The organism is Streptococcus sanguinis (genome assembly GCA_013378335.1).
GTDB classification, from domain to species: domain Bacteria; phylum Bacillota; class Bacilli; order Lactobacillales; family Streptococcaceae; genus Streptococcus; species Streptococcus sanguinis_I.
In genome coordinates this window covers 322240-340430 of record CP040556.1, presented here as the reverse complement: position 1 = coordinate 340430, position 18191 = coordinate 322240, and the positions used below count along the sequence as shown (strand labels likewise).

Below are 18191 nucleotides of genomic sequence, written 5' to 3'. Positions count from 1 at the left end.
CCTTTCCTTAGATAAGTCCTGAAATATCAAGAACTTCTGGTTGTTGTGCAGCGTGAGTGTGCTCAGCGCCTACAAATACTTTCAGCTTCATACCTTGAGCGCGGCCAAGAGTATTGTGCGGAAGCATACCTTTAACTGATTTTTCAATCAAACGAACAGCGTTCTTAGAGCGAAGCTCACCTGCTGAGATTTGTTTCAATCCACCTGGGTACATAGAGTGAGTGTAGTAGATCTTATCAGTCGCTTTTTTACCAGTCAGTTTTACTTTTTCAGCGTTGATAACGATTACGAAGTCACCTGTGTCAGTGTGTGGTGTAAAGGTTGGTTTGTTTTTTCCGCGAAGTACGCTTGCTACAACAGCAGAAAGGCGTCCAAGAGGGACATCAGTAGCGTCCACTACATACCATTTGCGTTCAACTTCACCTGGCTTAGCCATGTATGTTGTTTTGTTCATGATTTCTCCTATGAATATCGTTTTTGTTTACAGGGCGGATGTTCCGGTCCGCGAGTTATTTGAAAGGTTCCGGGGCCTTACAAATGGGGTAAACAATACCGCCTACTATCATATCAAAAATAGTAGGCAAAAGCAATAGATTTGAAGCAATTATTTATGAAATAGCGATTTCATGTTTTCTTAGTCTTGAATGTCTTGAGCAATACTAAAGAGTCCCAAAGTTCCAGGACCAGTATGGGTAGAAATGACAGGTCCAAGAGGCATGAGGAGAACTTCCTCCACTTGGTCGCTTTCCAGCAGCTGGGCTTTTAGACTCTCAGCAACCTCTTTGGCACCTGCATAGGCGATGACCACCCGCGGATCAGCAACTCCTTCTAGAGTCATGCGGACCACTTCGGCCTGCGCCTTTTTCTTGCCGCGAACCTTAGCGACAGAGTCCAGAGTTCCATCTCCCTTGACAGCGATAATCGGCTTGATATTGACCAGGCTCCCCATAAGCGCAGCAGTCTTGGAAATACGACCGCCCCGCATGAGGTGATTGAGGTCATCAACCAGAAAATAGGTCTTGACCTTAGGCACCAAGCTCTCAATCAAGTCTGCTGTCTGCTCCAAGGTCTGGCCAGCCGCTCTAGCTTCTGCCGCCTTCATGACTAAAAGTCCTTCACCCATAGAAGCCGCCTTGGTATCAATGATACGAATCAGAGCATCTGGAAAATCTTCCAAGACTATCTCTCTTGCCATGACAGCACTCTGATAAGTACCCGATAGGGCCGAAGCAAAGGCTACATAGAGAACTGGCGTCCCTTCCTTGGCATAGCCGCGAAAGACGTCTTCAAACTGGCCGACATTGATCTGGCTGGTAGTTGGCTTGCTGCCGGACTCCATCTTATCCAGAAGTTCTTGGCTGGTCAGCTTGCCTGCACCAACTGTCTCATAAGTTTGGCCATCTAGCTGAATGGTCAGGCCTAGGACCTGCACATCATTTTCCTGAGTCCAGTTTTCTGGCAAGTCTGCTGTTGAATCGGTTAAAATTTTAAAGGTCATCTTTTTTCTCCATCATTTTTTGTAAATCGCGCAAAGATTGGCTGTCCATCGGTCGCAAGGGCGGTCTTTGCAGATTGATTTGTCCGCTCAGTTTATTGAGGTCTGATTTGGTAACAGCCACTCGCTTCTCTAGCTCCCTAGCGGACACTCTCAAAGCCCCTTGGGCGAAGACAGTCCACTGCTCATTGAGATCGCTGGTCGCCACCGACACCTGATTTTTGGGTGTGTTGAGCTCAGCTGCCAAGCGCTCGATATAGTCATCCGCCGTTTCCTCCTCCTCGGTGAAAACGACTGTCACATTATACTCTTCATAGGTCTGCCGCACTCCCGGCATATACTGGGCATCAAAGACGCAGATAACTTCCAGTCCTTCAAAGCTGGCATAATTGCTGAGTTTCTGGAGCAGAATCGTTCGTGCAGCATCTAACTCTCCGCGGTTAAAGTAAGGACGAGTCTCCCGCCAAAAGGCCGTCATATTGTAGCCGTCCACCAGTAAGATTTTTCTTTTCATAGGCGATTGCGAAAGACTTCATACATGAGAATAGCCGCTGCGACACTGGCATTGAGGCTCTGGACATGCCCATTCATAGGAATGGAAATCATCTCGTCCACCTGCTTTTTGATATTGCTGGAGATTCCCTTGCCTTCATTGCCGATGATGAGGGCCAGCTTGCCTGCTGTATTCCACTTATGAGAAGGTGTCCCCTGCATATCCGTACCGAAAATCCAGAAACCAGCTTCCTTGAGCTTGTCTAGTGTCTGGCTGAGATTGGTCACACGGGCAATGGGAATATGCTCAATGGCACCCGTTGAGGTCTTGGCCACAACTGGTGTCACACCGACTGCCCGGTGCTTGGGAATGATGACTCCAGCCACATTGGTCGCGTCAGCCGTCCGCAAGATAGAACCCAGATTGTGCGGGTCAGTCAGCCCGTCCAAAATCAGCAAGAGCGGATTGTCTTCCTGCTCTGCTTTTTTCAACAGCACCTCGAAGTCAGTATAGGCGAACTCCGCCACCCGCAGGACAAAGCCTTGGTGAACAGCTCCGTCAGTCATTTCCTGCAAGGTCTTCTTAGGCGTCCAAGATATGGAAACCTTCTTTTCCGCTGCTAAATCTTTGATTTTATCAACCTTTTTACCACGCAGGTCGTCTTGAATGTAGAGTTTATTTCCAGTGTTGGCTGCGAGAGCCTCTGTCACCGCATGCACACCGTAGACAATATCGTTTTTTTCCATAGGACTAGTATAACACAAAGGCGAAAAAATGGCGGCAGGATTTACTCGGGCGAGACAGAATTCTGCTCTGATAAAAAGTAATCAGCAGGCCTTAAAATTCCCCGCCAGTCATGCTATAATAATAGAAAGAAGTCTAAAAAAGGAACTCTTACTCATGTCTATTCTCCAACGCACCATCAAGCTGGTACTAGCTACCTGTCTCGCTGCTTGGCTAGCTGACTTTTTAGGTCTGGCCTACTCAACTTCAGCCGGAATTATTGCCATTCTCAGCGTAACCGATACCCGCCGCAGCACTGTAAAGCTAGCTGGCATTCGCTTTTTATCTACCCTGCTGGCTCTGGCTATCGGAAGTCTGGCCTTTCACTTCCTAGGTTTTCATCTCGGAGCATTGGCCATCTATATCGCGATCTATGTGCCTCTGGCCTTTCGGCTTGGCTGGGAAATCGGCATTGCCCCCAGCACCGTCCTCGTCACCCATCTTCTCTTAGAAAAATCCACTTCCTGGTCTCTGCTTGGAAATGGGCTAGCTCTATTCCTTATTGGAACCGGCTTTGCACTCCTAGCCAATCTCTATATGCCCTCGCGCCAGCAAGAGATTGACAGCTACCACGAGCAAGTGGAAGAACAGCTGAAAAAGATTCTCCTGCGCTTTGAATATTTCTTAAAATCTGGAGACGGACGAAATGACGCAGCTCTGATCAAGGAGCTGGATAAGATTCTGCAGCAAGCCTTGCAGCTGGTCTATCTGGATCACTCAAACCGCCTCTTTTACCAGACCAATTACCATATCCACTATTTCGAAATGCGGCAGGCCCAAAACAGCATCTTGCAAGACATGGCTAGCAATATCAATAACTGCCATCTAGCAGCTAGTGAAAGCTTGATTTTAGCCAGCCTCTTCTCCCAAACCGCTAAGCAACTGAGCCAAAAAAATCCCGCCCGAGACCTCTTGGACGAGATTGACAACTATTTGACCGTATTTCGCCAGCGGCCACTCCCTAAGACCCACCAGGAATTTGAAACCCGCGCCATGCTCCTGCAGCTCCTGCGAGACTTGGAAACCTTTATTAGGATGAAGGTAGAATTTTACGAAAAATATAAAGAAGACTAGCGGCTTTGTTTGGCAAATAAAGTACTAAAACTAAAAAAGAGATAAAGACTTTTAATCATCTTTATCTCGGTATTAAAACAACAAGTTTTCATTTCATGACATCGGCTATATAACTGATGTCTTTTTAATTAGGTTCCACAATGTCATAGACCTTGTTTCCCTTAAAATAGACGTAATAGTCCTTATCATCCTCGTCCGCCCAAACGAAGCGAGTGAACATACCTGTCACATCCAGTCCACGTGGTTTCCCTAGTTTTTTGACAACATCTTGGGCTGACATTCCTTTGGAAATACCGCTTAAACTTTCCACCTGCTTAGAGGAAGTGAATGTAATAAGCTTATTCATAACAACAGAATTTTCATCATAACCAATAAGGATAGTATAATTATCCGACTTCCACAGGTCACCTCCACTACTGAGCTCTGAAGTTGGCTGCCCCAGCTTAGCACGTACTTCATCCTTTTTAGTAGCAACCCGATCAGACTCCTCTTCAAAATAAATGAGATTGATGGATTTAAATTCTTCCCACTTATCAATATCTTGCATATCAGTAAGGGCGTCCAAAGATTGACCAAAATCATTAAAGAGAGTATATGGATCATCTTCAATTGCAGAAGACGAACTAGATGAGCTGTAGTCATAGTCGTCATCAGAGTATTCTTTTTTGGAAGATGAGCTCTGTTTTCTGGAGTAGCTAGAGCTAGATGAAGACGAAGTACTCCCACTTCGTCTGAAAAGAGGGACAAACATACAGGCGCTAAGCGTCATCAGACTAAACAAGCAGACTGCAAACAATATAAATTTTTTCATAAGATTCCTTTATTCAATAATATTACTCTTCGATATCAATTCCTTTGGATTCAAATAAATCACGTACTTCTTTAGAAAATGGAAAGATTGTTCCGTCAATGGTTTTTAAATTCGAAAACTGCGATAGCTCCTTTTCAGTCACATTTTCCAAATCAAATTGATCATCTTCACCATCCCATAAAGGGATTAATTGCGCATAGATATCATTACCTCCATCAAAGAAGAGGCTTTCCACATTCTGCGCATACTCTTTAGGTATTTCCAACCGTTCGAAATAAGCCTCTACTTCAGGAATTGGTGTTTCATCGAAGTCTTCTGGATCTATAGATAATTTCTCAGATTCACAAAAACTGTAAACGTCAAATCGTGGCTCAAGCACGTTTTGTTCATACATCAACTCCTGAACAATAGCCAACTTAAATTAAAATTATCAAATTGTAAGAAATCACTCATAAACTACTTCCTTTCAGAATCAGAATGAAGTCTCTATCTTCCGAATACACCAGTCAACCAACTCTTCCAGTCGCTCAATGGATTCGGTCATATGCAGGTAGCCCATGACCGCCTCAAAGCCAGTAGACATGCGATAAGTCACAATATCCGTATTCTTAGCCTTGGTGTGGCTGTTGGCATTGCGGCCGCGCTTGTAGATATCCTCTTCCTTCTCCGTCAGAATCCCTTCTTCCAGCATAAGAGAGATAAGATTGGCCTGAGCCTTGGCAGAAACGTACTTGGTTGCTTCCCTGTGCAGCTGATTTGGCTTGGTCAGACCTTGAAAAATCAGGTGACGCCGGATATACATGGAGTAGACAGCATCTCCCTCAAAGGCGAGAGCAATGCCGTTAATCAGGTTGACATCAGTCACGTGTCCACCTCACTCCGTCCTTAGTATCCAAAAGCTTGATGCCCTGAGCGGCCAATTCATCCCGAATACGGTCTGCAGTCGCAAAGTCCCGATTAGCACGCGCTTCTTGGCGTTCCTCAATCAAGCGCTCAATGTCCGCGTCCAAGACTTCTTCTACAAAGACGATACCAAAAACTTCTAAGAGCTTGGCAAAGGCTTCCTTGACTTGAGCTGTGTAGTTGCCAGAGTTGATCCACTTGGCTAGCTCAAAAACAACCGTAATACCGTTAGCCGCATTGAAATCTTCGTCCATAGCAGCGGTGAACTTGTCTAGAAAGACCTGAAGCTGAGCAGAATCTGCCTGACCAGTGAAAGGCTGCTCATAGGTATTCTTCAAATATTTGAGATTAGTCGCTGCATCATGAACCGCTTTTTCTGTGAAATTAATCGGCTTACGATAATGCTGGGTAGCAAAGAAGAAACGCAGCACCTGACCATCAATGGTCTTGAGGGCATCGTGAACAGTAATGAAATTGCCTAGAGATTTGGACATCTTGACGTCGTCGATGTTGACAAAGCCATTGTGCATCCAATAGTTGGCAAAAGTCTGACCAGTCTTGGCCTCTGACTGAGCGATTTCATTGGTGTGGTGAGGAAATTCTAAGTCCGCTCCTCCACCGTGGATGTCAATGGTATCACCCAAAATCTCCGTTGACATGACCGAACACTCAATGTGCCAGCCCGGACGACCTGCTCCCCAAGGACTGTCCCAGGAAATCTCACCCGGCTTAGCCGCCTTCCAGAGAGCAAAGTCAACTGGATTTTCCTTACGAGCAGTCTCTTCATCTGTCCGACCAGAAGCGCCTAACTCCAAGTCTGCCAAGGTTTTGTTAGCTAGTTTGGCATAATTGTGCGACTTTTCCACTCGGAAGTAGACATCACCCTCTGACTCATAGGCGTAGCCTTTATCCACCAAAGTCTGAACAAAGTCAATGATCGCCTCCATAAAGTCAATCACACGCGGATGTTGGGTAGCGGGCTTGACACCTAGCTGCTCAACGTCAGCACGAAAGGCAGCGATGTACTTGTCCGCGACCTCCTGAGGTGTGATGCCTTCTTCCTTGGCGCGGTTGATAATCTTATCATCCACATCTGTAAAATTGGAAATATAATTGATCTCAAATCCCCGATACTCAAAATAGCGACGAACCGTGTCAAAAGCTACTGTTGAGCGGGCATTGCCGACATGGATATAGTTATAAACCGTCGGACCGCAGACATACATGCGAACCTTGCCCTCTTCGATGGGCACAAATTCACGTAGGCTGCGGGTCATGGTGTCGTAAATTTTAATCATGCGGTCCACTCCCTTCTCTATTTCTGACTTTTTCGGCTGAAAACCAGCTCTGCAAAAGGGCCAAATTGTCTGAGGCCATCCAGTTGGTAAAAGCGCTGCCCTTCCTCTTGGGTAAAGAGGGGAACCCCCTTTCCTAGGATAAGGGGCGCTATCTGAATAATGAGGTGGTCGAAAAGATCCGCATCCAAGAGCGGTCCTACCAAGGAATTACCACCAATCACAAAGACATTTTTGCCTTTGTCAATCTGGTGAACAAAGTCCACCACATCCCCAGCTACTGGCTGGTAATTGCTGACAGGCAGGTGCCTATCATGCGTAAAGACATAGTTTTCCGTAGCTTGATAAAAACTTTCTACATCTTGCAAATCTTGGATTTCCTCAAAGGTCCGCTTGCCCATGATGGTGATATCCATTTGCCTGTAAAAGTCATCATAGCCTGTATCCTCTACAGAACCAAGCTGATGCAGCCAGTCTATCCTGTGCTGGCTGTCTGCCAAGTAGCCATCCATGGTGATACAGCCGTAAAAATATACTGCCATTCTTGTAGTTACCTTTCTAGTTCCTTTGCTATTGTCAAAGCGATAGTGAAAAAAGTCATGGCATCAGCTGTCCGCTCTTCATGGCGGGCATCCCAGGTTCGGTTATGATGATCCACATAGTCAGCTGTGTAGAAGAACTGATAGACTTTACTCTTGCGAAATTGACTCCAAGCCATGATAGCTGAAGCTTCCATGTCCACCACTTTGGCTCCAGCAGCCAAGCGACGCTTGACCTTATCAGGCGTTTCTCGATAAAAGGCATCAGTCGTCCAAGACTTGGTGCGGATATGCTCGATATTGTGCTTGTCAAAGATAGCTTCCAGCTCGATCAGCAGAGACTCGTCATAGGCTACTTCGTCACCCGGTGGGGCATAGTGATAGCTAGTTCCTTCATCTCGCAAAGCGGTTGCAGGCAGGATAATCTTATCCGCCTCAATTGAGCGATCCAAAACGCCACAGGAACCTAGAATGATGAAATTCTTGAAGCCTCTGGCCGCTAACTCCTCCAGCTGGCCGACTATCATGGGAGCCCCAATCGGAGCCAACATAACTGCTAGCTTGCTAGGGCCTTGGCGGTAAATATACCATGGATGCTGTCCGTTTATGCTTTTCAAATAGCCTCCTGGATAGACTGCTTCTGACTCAATCAAACGTTTCAGAATTTCTCCATTAAAGGACAGGATAATGGTTTCGCACACCTCACCCTTGTCATGAACTGGCTTTTCAGTAGGCTCAATAACCGCTGCTACATCTTCAAATTCCTCTAATAGCATAACTTCTCTTTCTTTAAGGCTCCAGCAAATCCGCCTTCATTTTATTTAGACGGCGCAGTTTGGTCTCATCTTTTTTGGCTTCACTGATATAATGAGCCCATTCTCGCTGGTGGCTAGGTGGCAGTTTGGTAAAACGCTCCTTGGCAGGACCGTCCAAACCTTCTTTCAGTTCAAGGACTGCCTGGTTTAAAATATCATCTGATAAATCTGACATCGTCGGTTCCTCCTGTCATATTTTACTTCGATAGCTTTGCCAACCTTTTCTAAAGACTTGATGAATGGTGGCTGGCTTCACGGGCATGCTCTAGCTTGTCTAGATAGTATTCCCGTTTCTCCTCTACCTCGTGAATGGTTGGCTCGTCTTTCTTACCGTGAACACGGACAATCTTGGCTGGAACTCCGACCACCGTCACATCACTTGGAACATCAGCTACAACTACTGCACCGGCTCCGACCTTGGCTTTTTCTCCAATCTCAATCGGTCCAATGACTTGGGCATGGGCAGAGACCAAGGCACCTCGACGGACGGTCGGGTGGCGTTTGCCTGTATCCTTGCCCGTGCCGCCAAGAGTCACGCCGTGGTAAAGCATGGCCCCTTTCTCCACAATGGCTGTCTCTCCAATCACCAGACCACTGCCATGGTCGATGAAGACACCCGACTCAATCTGAGCGCCAGGGTGAATCTCAATCTGGGTCCAGAAACGCCAGAATTGACTGTGCATGCGCGCCAGCAGCTTAAAGCCGTGCCGCCACAAAAAATGCGAGAGGCGGTGGGCCGCCAAAGCTTTGATGCCCGGATAGGTTAGTAAGACTTCCAGCGACGTTCGTGCCGCCGGGTCATTTTCCTTTACAATATCAATAGATTCCTTCCACCAACCCATGCTAGCCTCCTTCCTTCTCTAAACAAGGAGAGACGAGAACTAGGCTCGCCTCTGCCGATTTCTGATAAGGTCACAGGGATGAACGACCTCTTATTCTTCTGTTTTAGGGCTTTCTTGATGATCATTGTGACCTTTGTGCTCCTTGCGCGGATGATGTCCCTTGTCATGATGATGTTTTGGCTTATCAGACTTTGGCGGACGCGGCAGCAATACTTTCATAGAAGCATCTACCCGACCTTTGGCATCAATCTTGATAACCTTGACATCCACTTCATCACCGATTTGTACAACGTCCTCTACATTATTAGTCCGAGTCCAAGCTAGCTCTGAAATGTGAACCAGGGCATCCGTCTTGTCAAAGAGATTGACAAAGGCACCGAATTTCTCAATCCGAACAACCTTGGCGTGGTATACTTCATCCACTTTTGCTTCGCGGACCAAGCCAGCAATGATTTCCTTAGCACGATTAATCGCATCTTGATCGCTGGAGTAGATGGATACATTTCCTTCTTCATCAATGTCAATCTTAACACCGGTCTCAGCGATAATCTTGTCGATGGTTTCCCCGCCTTTTCCGATGACAATCTTAATCTTATCTACATCAATCTTGATGGTGTCGATTTTCGGAGCAGTTGGAGCCAACTCAGGACGCGGAGCAGGAATCGTCGCTTCAATCAAGTCCAGGATTTCAAAACGGGCTTTCTTAGCCTGAGCTAAAGCTTCTGACAGAATTTCCGCTGTAATTCCTTCAATCTTGATATCCATCTGCAGGGCGGTAATCCCTTCACGGGTACCAGCTACCTTAAAGTCCATATCGCCAAAGTGGTCTTCCAAACCTTGAATATCGGTCAGAACTGTGTAGTTGCTGCCATCTGAAATCAAGCCCATGGCAATTCCAGCAACCGGCGCCTTGATTGGCACACCACCTGCCATCAGAGCCAGAGTGCCCGCACAGATAGAGGCTTGTGAGGAAGAACCGTTTGATTCCAAGACTTCCGCTACCAGACGAATCGCGTACGGAAACTCTTCCAGACTAGGCAAGACTTGCTCCAAGGCACGTTCCCCAAGAGCACCGTGTCCGATTTCACGACGGCCAGGAGCCCCATAACGGCCTGTCTCACCGACAGAATATTGCGGGAAATTATAGTGGTGCATGAAGCGTTTCTTGTATTCTGGATCCAAGCCGTCAACGATTTGCGTCTCACCCATTGGTGCCAGAGTCAGAACAGACAAGGCCTGGGTTTGCCCACGGGTAAAGAGACCAGAACCATGCACGCGCGGCAAGTAATCCACTTCCGCATCCAGCGGACGGATTTCATCAACCTTACGACCGTCAGGACGGACCTTATCTTCAGTAATCAAACGACGCACTTCAGCATGCTCCATTTGTTCCAAGATTTCAGCCACATCACGCATGATACGGTCGAATTCTTCATGGTCCGCGTATTTCTCTTCATAAACTGCTGTGACTTGGTCTTTGACAGCCTGAGTCGCTGCTTCACGCGCCAGTTTTTCTTCTACCTGTACAGCCTTTTGCAAATCGCTGTTGTAGGCTGCGACAATCTCTGCCTGCAGCTCTTCATCAACATGCAGCAATTCTACTTCCGCTTTTTCCTTACCGACTGCTGCGACAATTTCTTCTTGGAAGGCAATTAATTCTTTAACCGCTTCGTGCCCTTTGAGAAGAGCTTCCAGCATGATATCTTCAGTCAGTTCCTTGGCTCCAGACTCTACCATGTTGATAGCCTCTTTGGTACCAGCTACTGTCAGTTCCAAAAGCGAAACTTCTTTTTGTTCCTTGCTAGGGTAGATGATGAATTCACCATCTACATAGCCAACCTGAACTCCTGCGATAGGGCCATTAAAAGGAATATCTGAGATTGAAAGAGCTAGAGAGCTACCGAACATAGCAGCCATTTGAGGCGAAGCATCTTCGTCATAAGAAAGAACAGTATTGATAACCTGAACTTCATTGCGGAAACCTTCCGCAAACATAGGACGAATCGGGCGGTCAATCAAGCGGGCAGTCAAAGTCGCATCTGTTGACGGACGACCTTCGCGCTTGTTAAAGCCACCAGGGTATTTCCCCGCTGCATACATTTTTTCCTCATAGTTGACCTGCAATGGGAAAAAGTCCCCAGTAGCCATTTTTTTGGACATGGTGGCCGCAGTTAAAACGGTACTTTCTCCATAGCGAACAACGGCGCTGCCATTTGCCTGCTTTGCAACCTGACCGGTTTCAACTACCAGCTCACGGCCTGCAAAAACGGTTTTAAAAACTTGTTTTGTCATAAAGACTCCTTGCCGAGCACATGCTCAAATTTTTTCATACGTCTTGGCTACAAAGATCAAGATATTAAGACCGTCAAAAGCAAAGTAAAAATAGGAAACTGGTGAAGTCTTCGATGAAGAAAAGACAGTTTATCTTTTTTATACAGCTTTTAGGTCGTGTCCAGTTCATCAAGATATTAAGCCCTTAAGCAACTCATAGGAAGTGTTCAGTTAGCACTGTGACTTTAATATCATGGCCTTAGCAGCTTATTATACCCTCATCTTTGTATCAAGCACGTACAGACCTTATTTTACCACAATTTCAGGCAAAAGAAAAAGTCTGAAAATGGCTTTTTTCTAGAAAAGTACTGAAAATCTATTTTTCTTTTCTATAGCTGATTATAGTTAGCTGTCAGAATTCGTTTTTTCCCTTTCGATTCGTCAAATAGGATGGCGGTATAACCACCATTCACTTTTCAAAGAGAACTTCTTGCTTTATAATAAATACAGTGACTCATTTCAAACATGTAAAGGAGACAATCGTGCCAGAACATCAAACAGTTGAAAAGAAAGATTTTTTCTCGCTCCTTGCGACAGCCTTAGTCAGCTTTGCAGGCATTTTATCCGAAACCAGTATGAACGTAACCTTCCCACACCTAAGCAAGGTCTTTGGGTTAGGATTGGGAACGCTGCAATGGATTACAACAGGGTATTTGTTAGCAGTGGCCATTACGATTACTTTAGGAGCAACCTTGGCCCACAATTGGAAAGAGAGAACCATCCTCTTTACCGCTCTGGCCAACTTTTGCTTGGGCACACTGATTGCCATGTTGGCTCCAAGCTTTCCCATCTTGATGGTAGGGAGAATCCTGCAAGGAGGAGCTACTGGATTAGCCATTCCTTTGCTCTTTAACTTGATCGTTGAGCGTGTTCCTAAGCAAAAAATTGGAACCTACATGGGCTTGTCTGGGATGGTGGTCAGCCTAGCACCAGCAATTGGGCCGACTTACGGTGGTTTTATGATTAGTCGTTTTGACTGGCATATGATTTATACCTTTATTCTTCCTGTCCCAATCATTTCCTTTATTCTTGGCTTTTTCTTTTTAAGAAATTCCGAGAAGTCTAGGAAACGCGCCTTTGATCTCCTCTCATTTCTCCTTTTAGCAAGCTCACTCGTCTTTGCCATTGTAGCTATCTCTAGCTTAGAAGAAGGACATATCGATTGGCTCTATCTTGTTCTCTGCCTACTGCCACTAGCTTGCTTCATCTATCGAAGCTTGAAAATCGATCATCCATTCCTAGATATTCGGATTTTAAAGCAACCAACGGTCTTATTGGCTATTTTACCCTTCTTTATTTTTCAATTTATCAACCTATCGGCCAACTTTCTGATTCCCAACTTCCTGGTCATAGAAAAAGACATTTCAACCGCTCAGGCAGGCTTTGCTCTGCTTCCAGGAACCATGCTCGGAGCTTTCCTCTCTCCTCTCTTTGGCAAACTCTATGATACAAAAGGTCCTAAACCAACCCTTTTTACAGGAAATTTCCTTCTTTTCCTTGCTGTACTTTTGCTCCTTATCTTTACAAAAGAAGTCACCTTAGCAACTGTTATTGCGATTTATATTTGCTTTACCTTGGGGCGAAACATGGCCTTTAATAACACACTAGCTCTAGCGACGACTCAAGTTGATAAAGGAAAGACTGCAGATACGACCGCGCTGTTTCAGCTGGCCCAGACCTTTGCGGGTGCTATAGGTACCGCAGTAACTGCTGTCATCGCCAATCAAGCTCCCAATATGACAAAAGGAACTCAAAACGTCTTTACCCTTTTATTGGGCTTGGTTATCTTCGTATTCTTATCTTATCTACTGCTTTTTAAAAGGATTGCAGCAAAGAAACATTGACTTTTATCCTCAAGTGATAAACATCTAAAAAATACTGACTTATACTTCTCCTCCAATTAGAAATAGTGGGAATATATTAAAAAAGCCCGTCTAGATGCAAGACTTACTCAATTAGAAGTTGCTGAAAAGTTAGGTGTGGCTCAAGCCCAGTATGCTAGGTGGGAAAACGGAGGAAGAAATCCAAAAGATGAAACAGTAGAGAAACTAGCTAAAATATTTAATACTTCTTTTGAAACATTGAACGGACGTGATGATGGACTAGAAGAAATTGTTAGTTTATTGAGGGAGTATGAACTGACAGAAAAGGAGAAAAAAGAAATTATTAGTGTTTTAAAGCAATTTTTGATGAATAAGAAAGATTAGTTACTGTCGGGAAGATAACTTGAACTATCTATATAAAATTTAGAAGGAGTGGAAATATGGAAGCACTAGAATTATTAGGCTTAGATATGGATCAAACTGAAATTCTCTATAATTTTCAGTTTTTAAAAACCGTTGAAGATATAAAAAACGAGAAAAATCAAACTTTAAAAGAAGAAAAGACTAAATGGTTGAATGAATGGCAAAATGGTATTGAGTTAGTTTTTTCAGAGACATACCAAGATTATATTATTGAGTGGTTAAAAGATGAAGAGGAATTAAAAAATTGGATTTCTAGAAAAGAAGTTGAGTTGAATTCCATTTGGCTTGATTTAGTTACTTTGGAGACATATGTTTTTGAACCATATTATCCACTGAATACAAGCGATAAAAAAAGTAAAATAAAATATAATTCAAAAAATTCGTGGTTAGAAGAATTTATTGTTAGCAACTTTATGTCCAAAGAGCTGTACTCAGAAATGAAAAAAACTTATAAAAAATCTTTTGGAAAAATAACTAAAAAAAAGAATTTTTACATTAACACAGCTTTGGCAAGCCTAGGTTTGGCATTATTATTTACTGGTATCGGTGCAGTATTTGCACCACAAATTGCAGTGACATTACTTGGAAGTCAATTCGCAGGACTTTCTGGAGCTGCATTAACAAATGCAGTTTTAGCCTATCTAGGAGGAGGTGCTATTGCAGCTGGTGGTTTAGGAGTTGCAGGCGGGACAATGGTAATAGCTGGTGGTGGTGCCTTGTTGGGATTAAATATTGGAATGATGAGTAGTAGCTCTTTTGTACTGTTGAAAAAAGTGTTAGTTAATCCTACTCAAAATATGGTCTTGTGTTCGAAGTTACTAACAGTAGTAAAAGTTTTTGTATTAAATAAAAATAATGATATTGGAGTAGCGAAAACTATTTATAATGAATTCAGTAATTCAATTTCAAATTTAGAAAATCTTGGTTATGATACTGAATTAGATATGGACAAGAAAGATAAAAAAGAACTAGAAAAATCTCTTGCCCAAATGAAAAATACAAAAGAGGAATTAAAGAAATTTATTAGTTCGTATGAAATTGGTATAACTAAAAAACAATGATTTAGTTTAAACAGATAATTGTAATAAGTATAGATGGTGTGGTTCGAAAATATTGAAGGATTATTAAAAATTCAAAAATATTAGTTTTTGTAAAAGTTATTTGGGAGAAGCCTTTTTACAAAATCAAACAAGAGTTTGGGACAAAAAGATTTCAATTTTTAAAAATCTTAATTATTAAGCCCTTCAAATCTATAATTAAATGCGAAAAGCGAACAAAGCAGAATTCTGATTACCAGAAAACTAGTTTTGTTCGCTTTTTATATTTGAGGTTGGACTTTTGTCCCAGCCTCTTGTTTTATAAATAACTGTGTTATTCATTCTTAGAGTGTAACATATACCATATAAGCATTCCCAGAGATACTTTGCAATAAATCTTTGCCATTTACGGAAGTATATGTGTCCGGCTCTATTCTAATACGCTTTACATTATAGAGTGCGAACCAGTGCATGTTTTCCGGTTCTTTTTCCCAGATTGACGGAACTGTATAGCCATTGGGGATTGGTTTTTTTGTTCCTTTGCTTGTATCTTCTACATCTGCAATAATTGCATAACTACCGTCTTTTACAGTAAGAATGATTTTTTTAATCATGTGTCTATATTCTTTTCTTGGTCCTCTCTCCATGGTTAAAAGGACTTTCCCATCGTGTTCCTTGGCGTGAAGGGCATAAATATTTATTCCTTCCCTAGCGCTAAGTTCCCCATCAAATCTCTCACCAAATTTGTATACAAGTCCCAATCCATTTTCATATTGTTCTATATTTAACATGATAGAACCTCCTATTGTATATTCTAGTTCCCACTACTCTTAATCTAGCGGAAATCTAGTTACAATTAGTGTACCATACTTTTGCGCTTCTGTCAATAGATTTAAAAAAATTTTTTTCTGAGAGATTGCTGAAAACTTGGGAAAAAAGACTAGACATTTTTGGTAGCTTTTGGTAGCTAAACAGACAAATTGTTTTATTATTCTCACAGTGAACATAAAAAATGTTGATTTATCAGCATTCTTTTTCATTTCAAATGGTTTCTCGGAAAGACATTTTGGGGGATTTTTTGCTATACTATTTCTATATATGACAAAAGGAGTAAACTATGGAACAAAAACATCGTTCTGAATTTCCGGAAAATGAACTCTGGGACCTAACGGCCCTTTACCAAGACCAGGAGGACTTCCTACGGGCTATTGAAAAGGCCAGAGAGGACATCCAGAAATTCGTCCGTGATTACCAAGGCAAGCTTAGCACTTTCGAAGGTTTTGAACGGGCATTTGCTGAGTTAGAGCAGATTTATATCCAAATCAGCCATATCGGTAACTACGGTTTTATGCCACAGACCACTGACTTTGGTGATGAGAGCTTTGCGCAGATTGCCCAAGCAGCTATGGAGTTTGAGACGGAAGCCAATGTTGCCCTCAGCTTCTTTGACGACGCCTTGGTCGGTGCAGATGAAGCTGTCTTAGAAAAACTAGGTCAAGAGCCCCATCTGACTTCAGCCATTCGCCAAGCTAAAATCAAAAAAGCCCACTATCTGGGAGCAGATGTCGAAAAAGCCTTGACCAATCTAGGTGAAGTCTTTTACAGTCCACAGGATATTTACACCAAGATGCGGGCCGGCGACTTTGCTATGGCTGACTTTGAAGTAGACGGCAAAGTTTACAAAAATAGCTTTGTCACCTATGAGAATTTCTATCAAAACCATGAAAATGCAGAAATCCGCGAAAAATCTTTCCGTTCTTTCTCAGAAGGTCTTCGTCAGCACCAAAACACTGCTGCAGCTGCCTATCTGGCTCAGGTCAAGTCTGAAAAACTGCTGGCTGACATGAAAGGTTATGACTCTGTCTTTAACTACTTACTGGCAGAGCAAGAAGTTGATCGCTCTATGTTCGACCGGCAGATCGACTTGATTATGAGCGAATTTGCCCCAGTAGCTCAGAAATATCTCAAGCATGTCGCCAAGGTAAATGGACTTGGAAAAATGACCTTTGCCGATTGGAAGCTGGACTTGGACAGCGAGCTTAATCCCGAAGTCAGCATTGATGATGCCTATGACCTGGTCATGAAGTCAGTCGAGCCACTCGGACAAGAATACTGCCAAGAAGTTGCCCGCTACAAGGAAGAACGCTGGGTAGACTTTGCCGCCAATGCCGGAAAGGACTCTGGAGGCTATGCTGCTGATCCTTATCGGGTCCACCCTTACGTTCTCATGAGCTGGACTGGCCGTATGAGTGATGTCTATACTCTGATTCACGAGATTGGACACTCTGGTCAGTTTATCTTCTCTGACAATCACCAAAGCTACTTTAACGCCCACATGTCTACCTACTATGTGGAAGCACCGTCTACCTTTAATGAGCTCCTGCTTAGTGATTACCTGGAACACCAGTTTGATAATCCACGCCAGAAACGCTTTGCCCTGGCTCACCGTCTGACGGATACTTACTTCCACAACTTCATTACTCACTTGCTGGAAGCTGCCTTCCAACGCAAGGTCTATACTTTGATTGAAGAAGGCGGAACCTTCGGCGCAAGCAAACTCAACGTTCTCATGAAAGAAGTCTTGACAGACTTCTGGGGCGATGCTGTTGAGATTGACGACGACGCTGCCCTGACTTGGATGCGCCAAGCCCACTACTACATGGGGCTGTACAGCTATACTTACTCAGCTGGTCTGGTCATCTCTACTGCAGGCTACCTACATCTTAAAAATGACGATAATGGTGCCCGTGACTGGCTTGAACTGCTCAAATCTGGCGGCAGCAAGACTCCGCTTGAGTCAGCTATGATTATCGGAGCAGATATTTCGACGGATAAACCACTCCGCGACACCATCCAATTCTTGTCTGACACAGTTGATCAGATTATTGCCTACAGCGAGGAGTTGGGGGAATAAAGAATAAACAAAATCAGCTTGAAGATTTGCTTCAAGTTGATTTTTAAATAGTTTAATAAAAATTAAGAGACCCAAAAAAATGGAAATAAAGTAAAATGTAGGCACTAAAACAAGCGATAAATATAAGCCATCTTGTCCAGTACTGTGACTTAGTATAATTCTTCATTCGGAGCAGCCCGATGAAAAACCAAATCAGACTCCAAAAAACCAGACCTAGAATCTGAGGGGCAAAATAGGAAATTAAAAGCAAAACAGGGATCAACAAGGCTAATACTAGTATGATTCTTTTTTGAGTGATCTGCTCTCTAGGAATCATCCATCCCACAAAGAAACACAAAACCGCTGGGGCAACAAATGGTGTAAAAATCATAAAAACAAATAAAAGATGTTTTAGCAACTCAATCATTAACATTACCACATTCCCATCATGTTTTAAATAACCCGGCTCCCTAACGAGACCCATTGGAAATAATACTTCTACTTATTATACCTTAAAAAGTGAATTTTCGAACAAAATTTTTAAATTGACTCCTTATTGTTATAATCGCAATAAAAAAGACCACTCTATAACCTGAGCAGTCTCAATTTTAAATAGGTCTAATTTAATCTTCCA

General features: G+C 43.5%; 19 protein-coding genes and 2 pseudogenes. 6 read left to right on the top strand and 15 right to left on the bottom strand.

Annotated features, from left to right (window positions below; all coding sequences use genetic code 11):
• Positions 1-7 precede the first annotated feature (7 nt).
• The 4 genes from rplM to rlmB all read right to left on the bottom strand — a co-directional run bounded on the left by rplM (position 8) and on the right by rlmB (position 2734).
• On the bottom strand, positions 8-454 hold the full coding sequence (rplM, locus tag FFV08_01880) for a 50S ribosomal protein L13 (GenBank protein ID QLB51534.1): 447 nt from the start codon (positions 452-454) through the stop codon (positions 8-10).
• Positions 455-634: 180 nt separating this feature from the next.
• Positions 635-1498 carry a DegV family protein gene (locus FFV08_01875; GenBank protein QLB51533.1) on the bottom strand — a complete coding sequence of 288 codons (864 nt, stop codon included), beginning with the start codon at positions 1496-1498 and terminating at the stop codon, positions 635-637.
• A complete protein-coding gene (locus FFV08_01870) occupies positions 1488-2009 on the bottom strand; it encodes an NYN domain-containing protein (protein ID QLB51532.1) in 522 nt (173 codons plus the stop codon). Before FFV08_01870 ends, FFV08_01875 begins: the two co-directional genes overlap by 11 nt.
• Positions 2006-2734, bottom strand: a complete 729-nt coding sequence (rlmB, locus tag FFV08_01865; protein ID QLB51531.1) for a 23S rRNA (guanosine(2251)-2'-O)-methyltransferase RlmB — start codon at positions 2732-2734, stop codon at positions 2006-2008. The genes FFV08_01870 and rlmB overlap by 4 nt, the downstream gene beginning before the upstream one ends.
• 154 nt (positions 2735-2888) lie before the next feature.
• Here rlmB and FFV08_01860 point away from each other — a divergent pair, with 154 nt between their 5' ends.
• A complete protein-coding gene (locus FFV08_01860; GenBank protein QLB51530.1) occupies positions 2889-3845 on the top strand; it encodes an aromatic acid exporter family protein in 957 nt (318 codons plus the stop codon).
• 124 nt (positions 3846-3969) lie between these two features.
• On the opposite strand, the gene FFV08_01855 is transcribed toward FFV08_01860, so the two are convergent.
• The 9 genes and pseudogenes from FFV08_01855 to pnp form a co-directional block, all read right to left on the bottom strand.
• On the bottom strand, positions 3970-4392 hold the full coding sequence (locus FFV08_01855) for a hypothetical protein (GenBank protein ID QLB53259.1): 423 nt from the start codon (positions 4390-4392) through the stop codon (positions 3970-3972).
• A 286-nt stretch (positions 4393-4678) separates the two neighbouring features.
• Positions 4679-5109, bottom strand: a pseudogene (locus tag FFV08_01850) (hypothetical protein).
• Positions 5110-5128: 19 nt separating this feature from the next.
• Entirely contained in the window at positions 5129-5521 is a 393-nt protein-coding gene (locus FFV08_01845) for a Mini-ribonuclease 3 (protein ID QLB51529.1), read from the bottom strand.
• A complete protein-coding gene (locus FFV08_01840; GenBank protein ID QLB51528.1) occupies positions 5514-6857 on the bottom strand; it encodes a cysteine--tRNA ligase in 1344 nt (447 codons plus the stop codon). Before FFV08_01840 ends, FFV08_01845 begins: the two co-directional genes overlap by 8 nt.
• A 17-nt stretch (positions 6858-6874) precedes the next feature.
• Positions 6875-7396 (bottom strand): dihydrofolate reductase, encoded by a 522-nt coding sequence (locus FFV08_01835; GenBank protein QLB51527.1) that lies wholly within the window; start codon positions 7394-7396, stop codon positions 6875-6877.
• A gap of 8 nt (positions 7397-7404) precedes the next feature.
• A complete protein-coding gene (locus FFV08_01830) occupies positions 7405-8169 on the bottom strand; it encodes a phosphorylase (protein ID QLB51526.1) in 765 nt (254 codons plus the stop codon).
• 13 nt (positions 8170-8182) lie between these two features.
• Positions 8183-8383, bottom strand: a complete 201-nt coding sequence (locus tag FFV08_01825) for a bacteriocin (protein QLB51525.1) — start codon at positions 8381-8383, stop codon at positions 8183-8185.
• Positions 8384-8432: 49 nt separating this feature from the next.
• Positions 8433-9050: a serine O-acetyltransferase gene (gene cysE, locus FFV08_01820; GenBank protein ID QLB51524.1), complete on the bottom strand. Its 618-nt coding sequence runs from the start codon at positions 9048-9050 to the stop codon at positions 8433-8435.
• Between the two features lie 90 nt (positions 9051-9140).
• Positions 9141-11342: a polyribonucleotide nucleotidyltransferase gene (gene pnp / locus FFV08_01815; GenBank protein QLB51523.1), complete on the bottom strand. Its 2202-nt coding sequence runs from the start codon at positions 11340-11342 to the stop codon at positions 9141-9143.
• 113 nt (positions 11343-11455) lie between these two features.
• Here pnp and FFV08_01810 point away from each other — a divergent pair.
• The 4 genes and pseudogenes from FFV08_01810 to FFV08_01795 all read left to right on the top strand — a co-directional run bounded on the left by FFV08_01810 (position 11456) and on the right by FFV08_01795 (position 14688).
• Positions 11456-11527 (top strand): annotated as a pseudogene (locus FFV08_01810) (5-methyltetrahydropteroyltriglutamate--homocysteine methyltransferase).
• A 336-nt stretch (positions 11528-11863) separates the two neighbouring features.
• Positions 11864-13225, top strand: a complete 1362-nt coding sequence (locus tag FFV08_01805) for a multidrug efflux MFS transporter (GenBank protein ID QLB51522.1) — start codon at positions 11864-11866, stop codon at positions 13223-13225.
• Positions 13226-13300: 75 nt separating this feature from the next.
• Positions 13301-13588, top strand: a complete 288-nt coding sequence (locus tag FFV08_01800) for a helix-turn-helix transcriptional regulator (GenBank protein ID QLB51521.1) — start codon at positions 13301-13303, stop codon at positions 13586-13588.
• 56 nt (positions 13589-13644) lie between these two features.
• Complete coding sequence (locus tag FFV08_01795; protein QLB51520.1) at positions 13645-14688, top strand: hypothetical protein; 1044 nt, start codon at positions 13645-13647, stop codon at positions 14686-14688.
• A gap of 320 nt (positions 14689-15008) precedes the next feature.
• Here FFV08_01795 and FFV08_01790 read toward each other — a convergent pair whose 3' ends face one another.
• Complete coding sequence (locus tag FFV08_01790; GenBank protein ID QLB51519.1) at positions 15009-15455, bottom strand: hypothetical protein; 447 nt, start codon at positions 15453-15455, stop codon at positions 15009-15011.
• 326 nt (positions 15456-15781) lie between these two features.
• On the opposite strand from FFV08_01790, the gene pepF reads away from it, so the two are divergent.
• The gene (gene pepF / locus FFV08_01785) at positions 15782-17578 is read left to right on the top strand and encodes an oligoendopeptidase F (GenBank protein QLB51518.1); all 1797 of its coding nucleotides are present in this window, start codon (positions 15782-15784) and stop codon (positions 17576-17578) included.
• Between the two features lie 52 nt (positions 17579-17630).
• On the opposite strand, the gene FFV08_01780 is transcribed toward pepF, so the two are convergent.
• Positions 17631-18041 (bottom strand): hypothetical protein, encoded by a 411-nt coding sequence (locus tag FFV08_01780; protein QLB51517.1) that lies wholly within the window; start codon positions 18039-18041, stop codon positions 17631-17633.
• Positions 18042-18191: the final 150 nt, after the last annotated feature.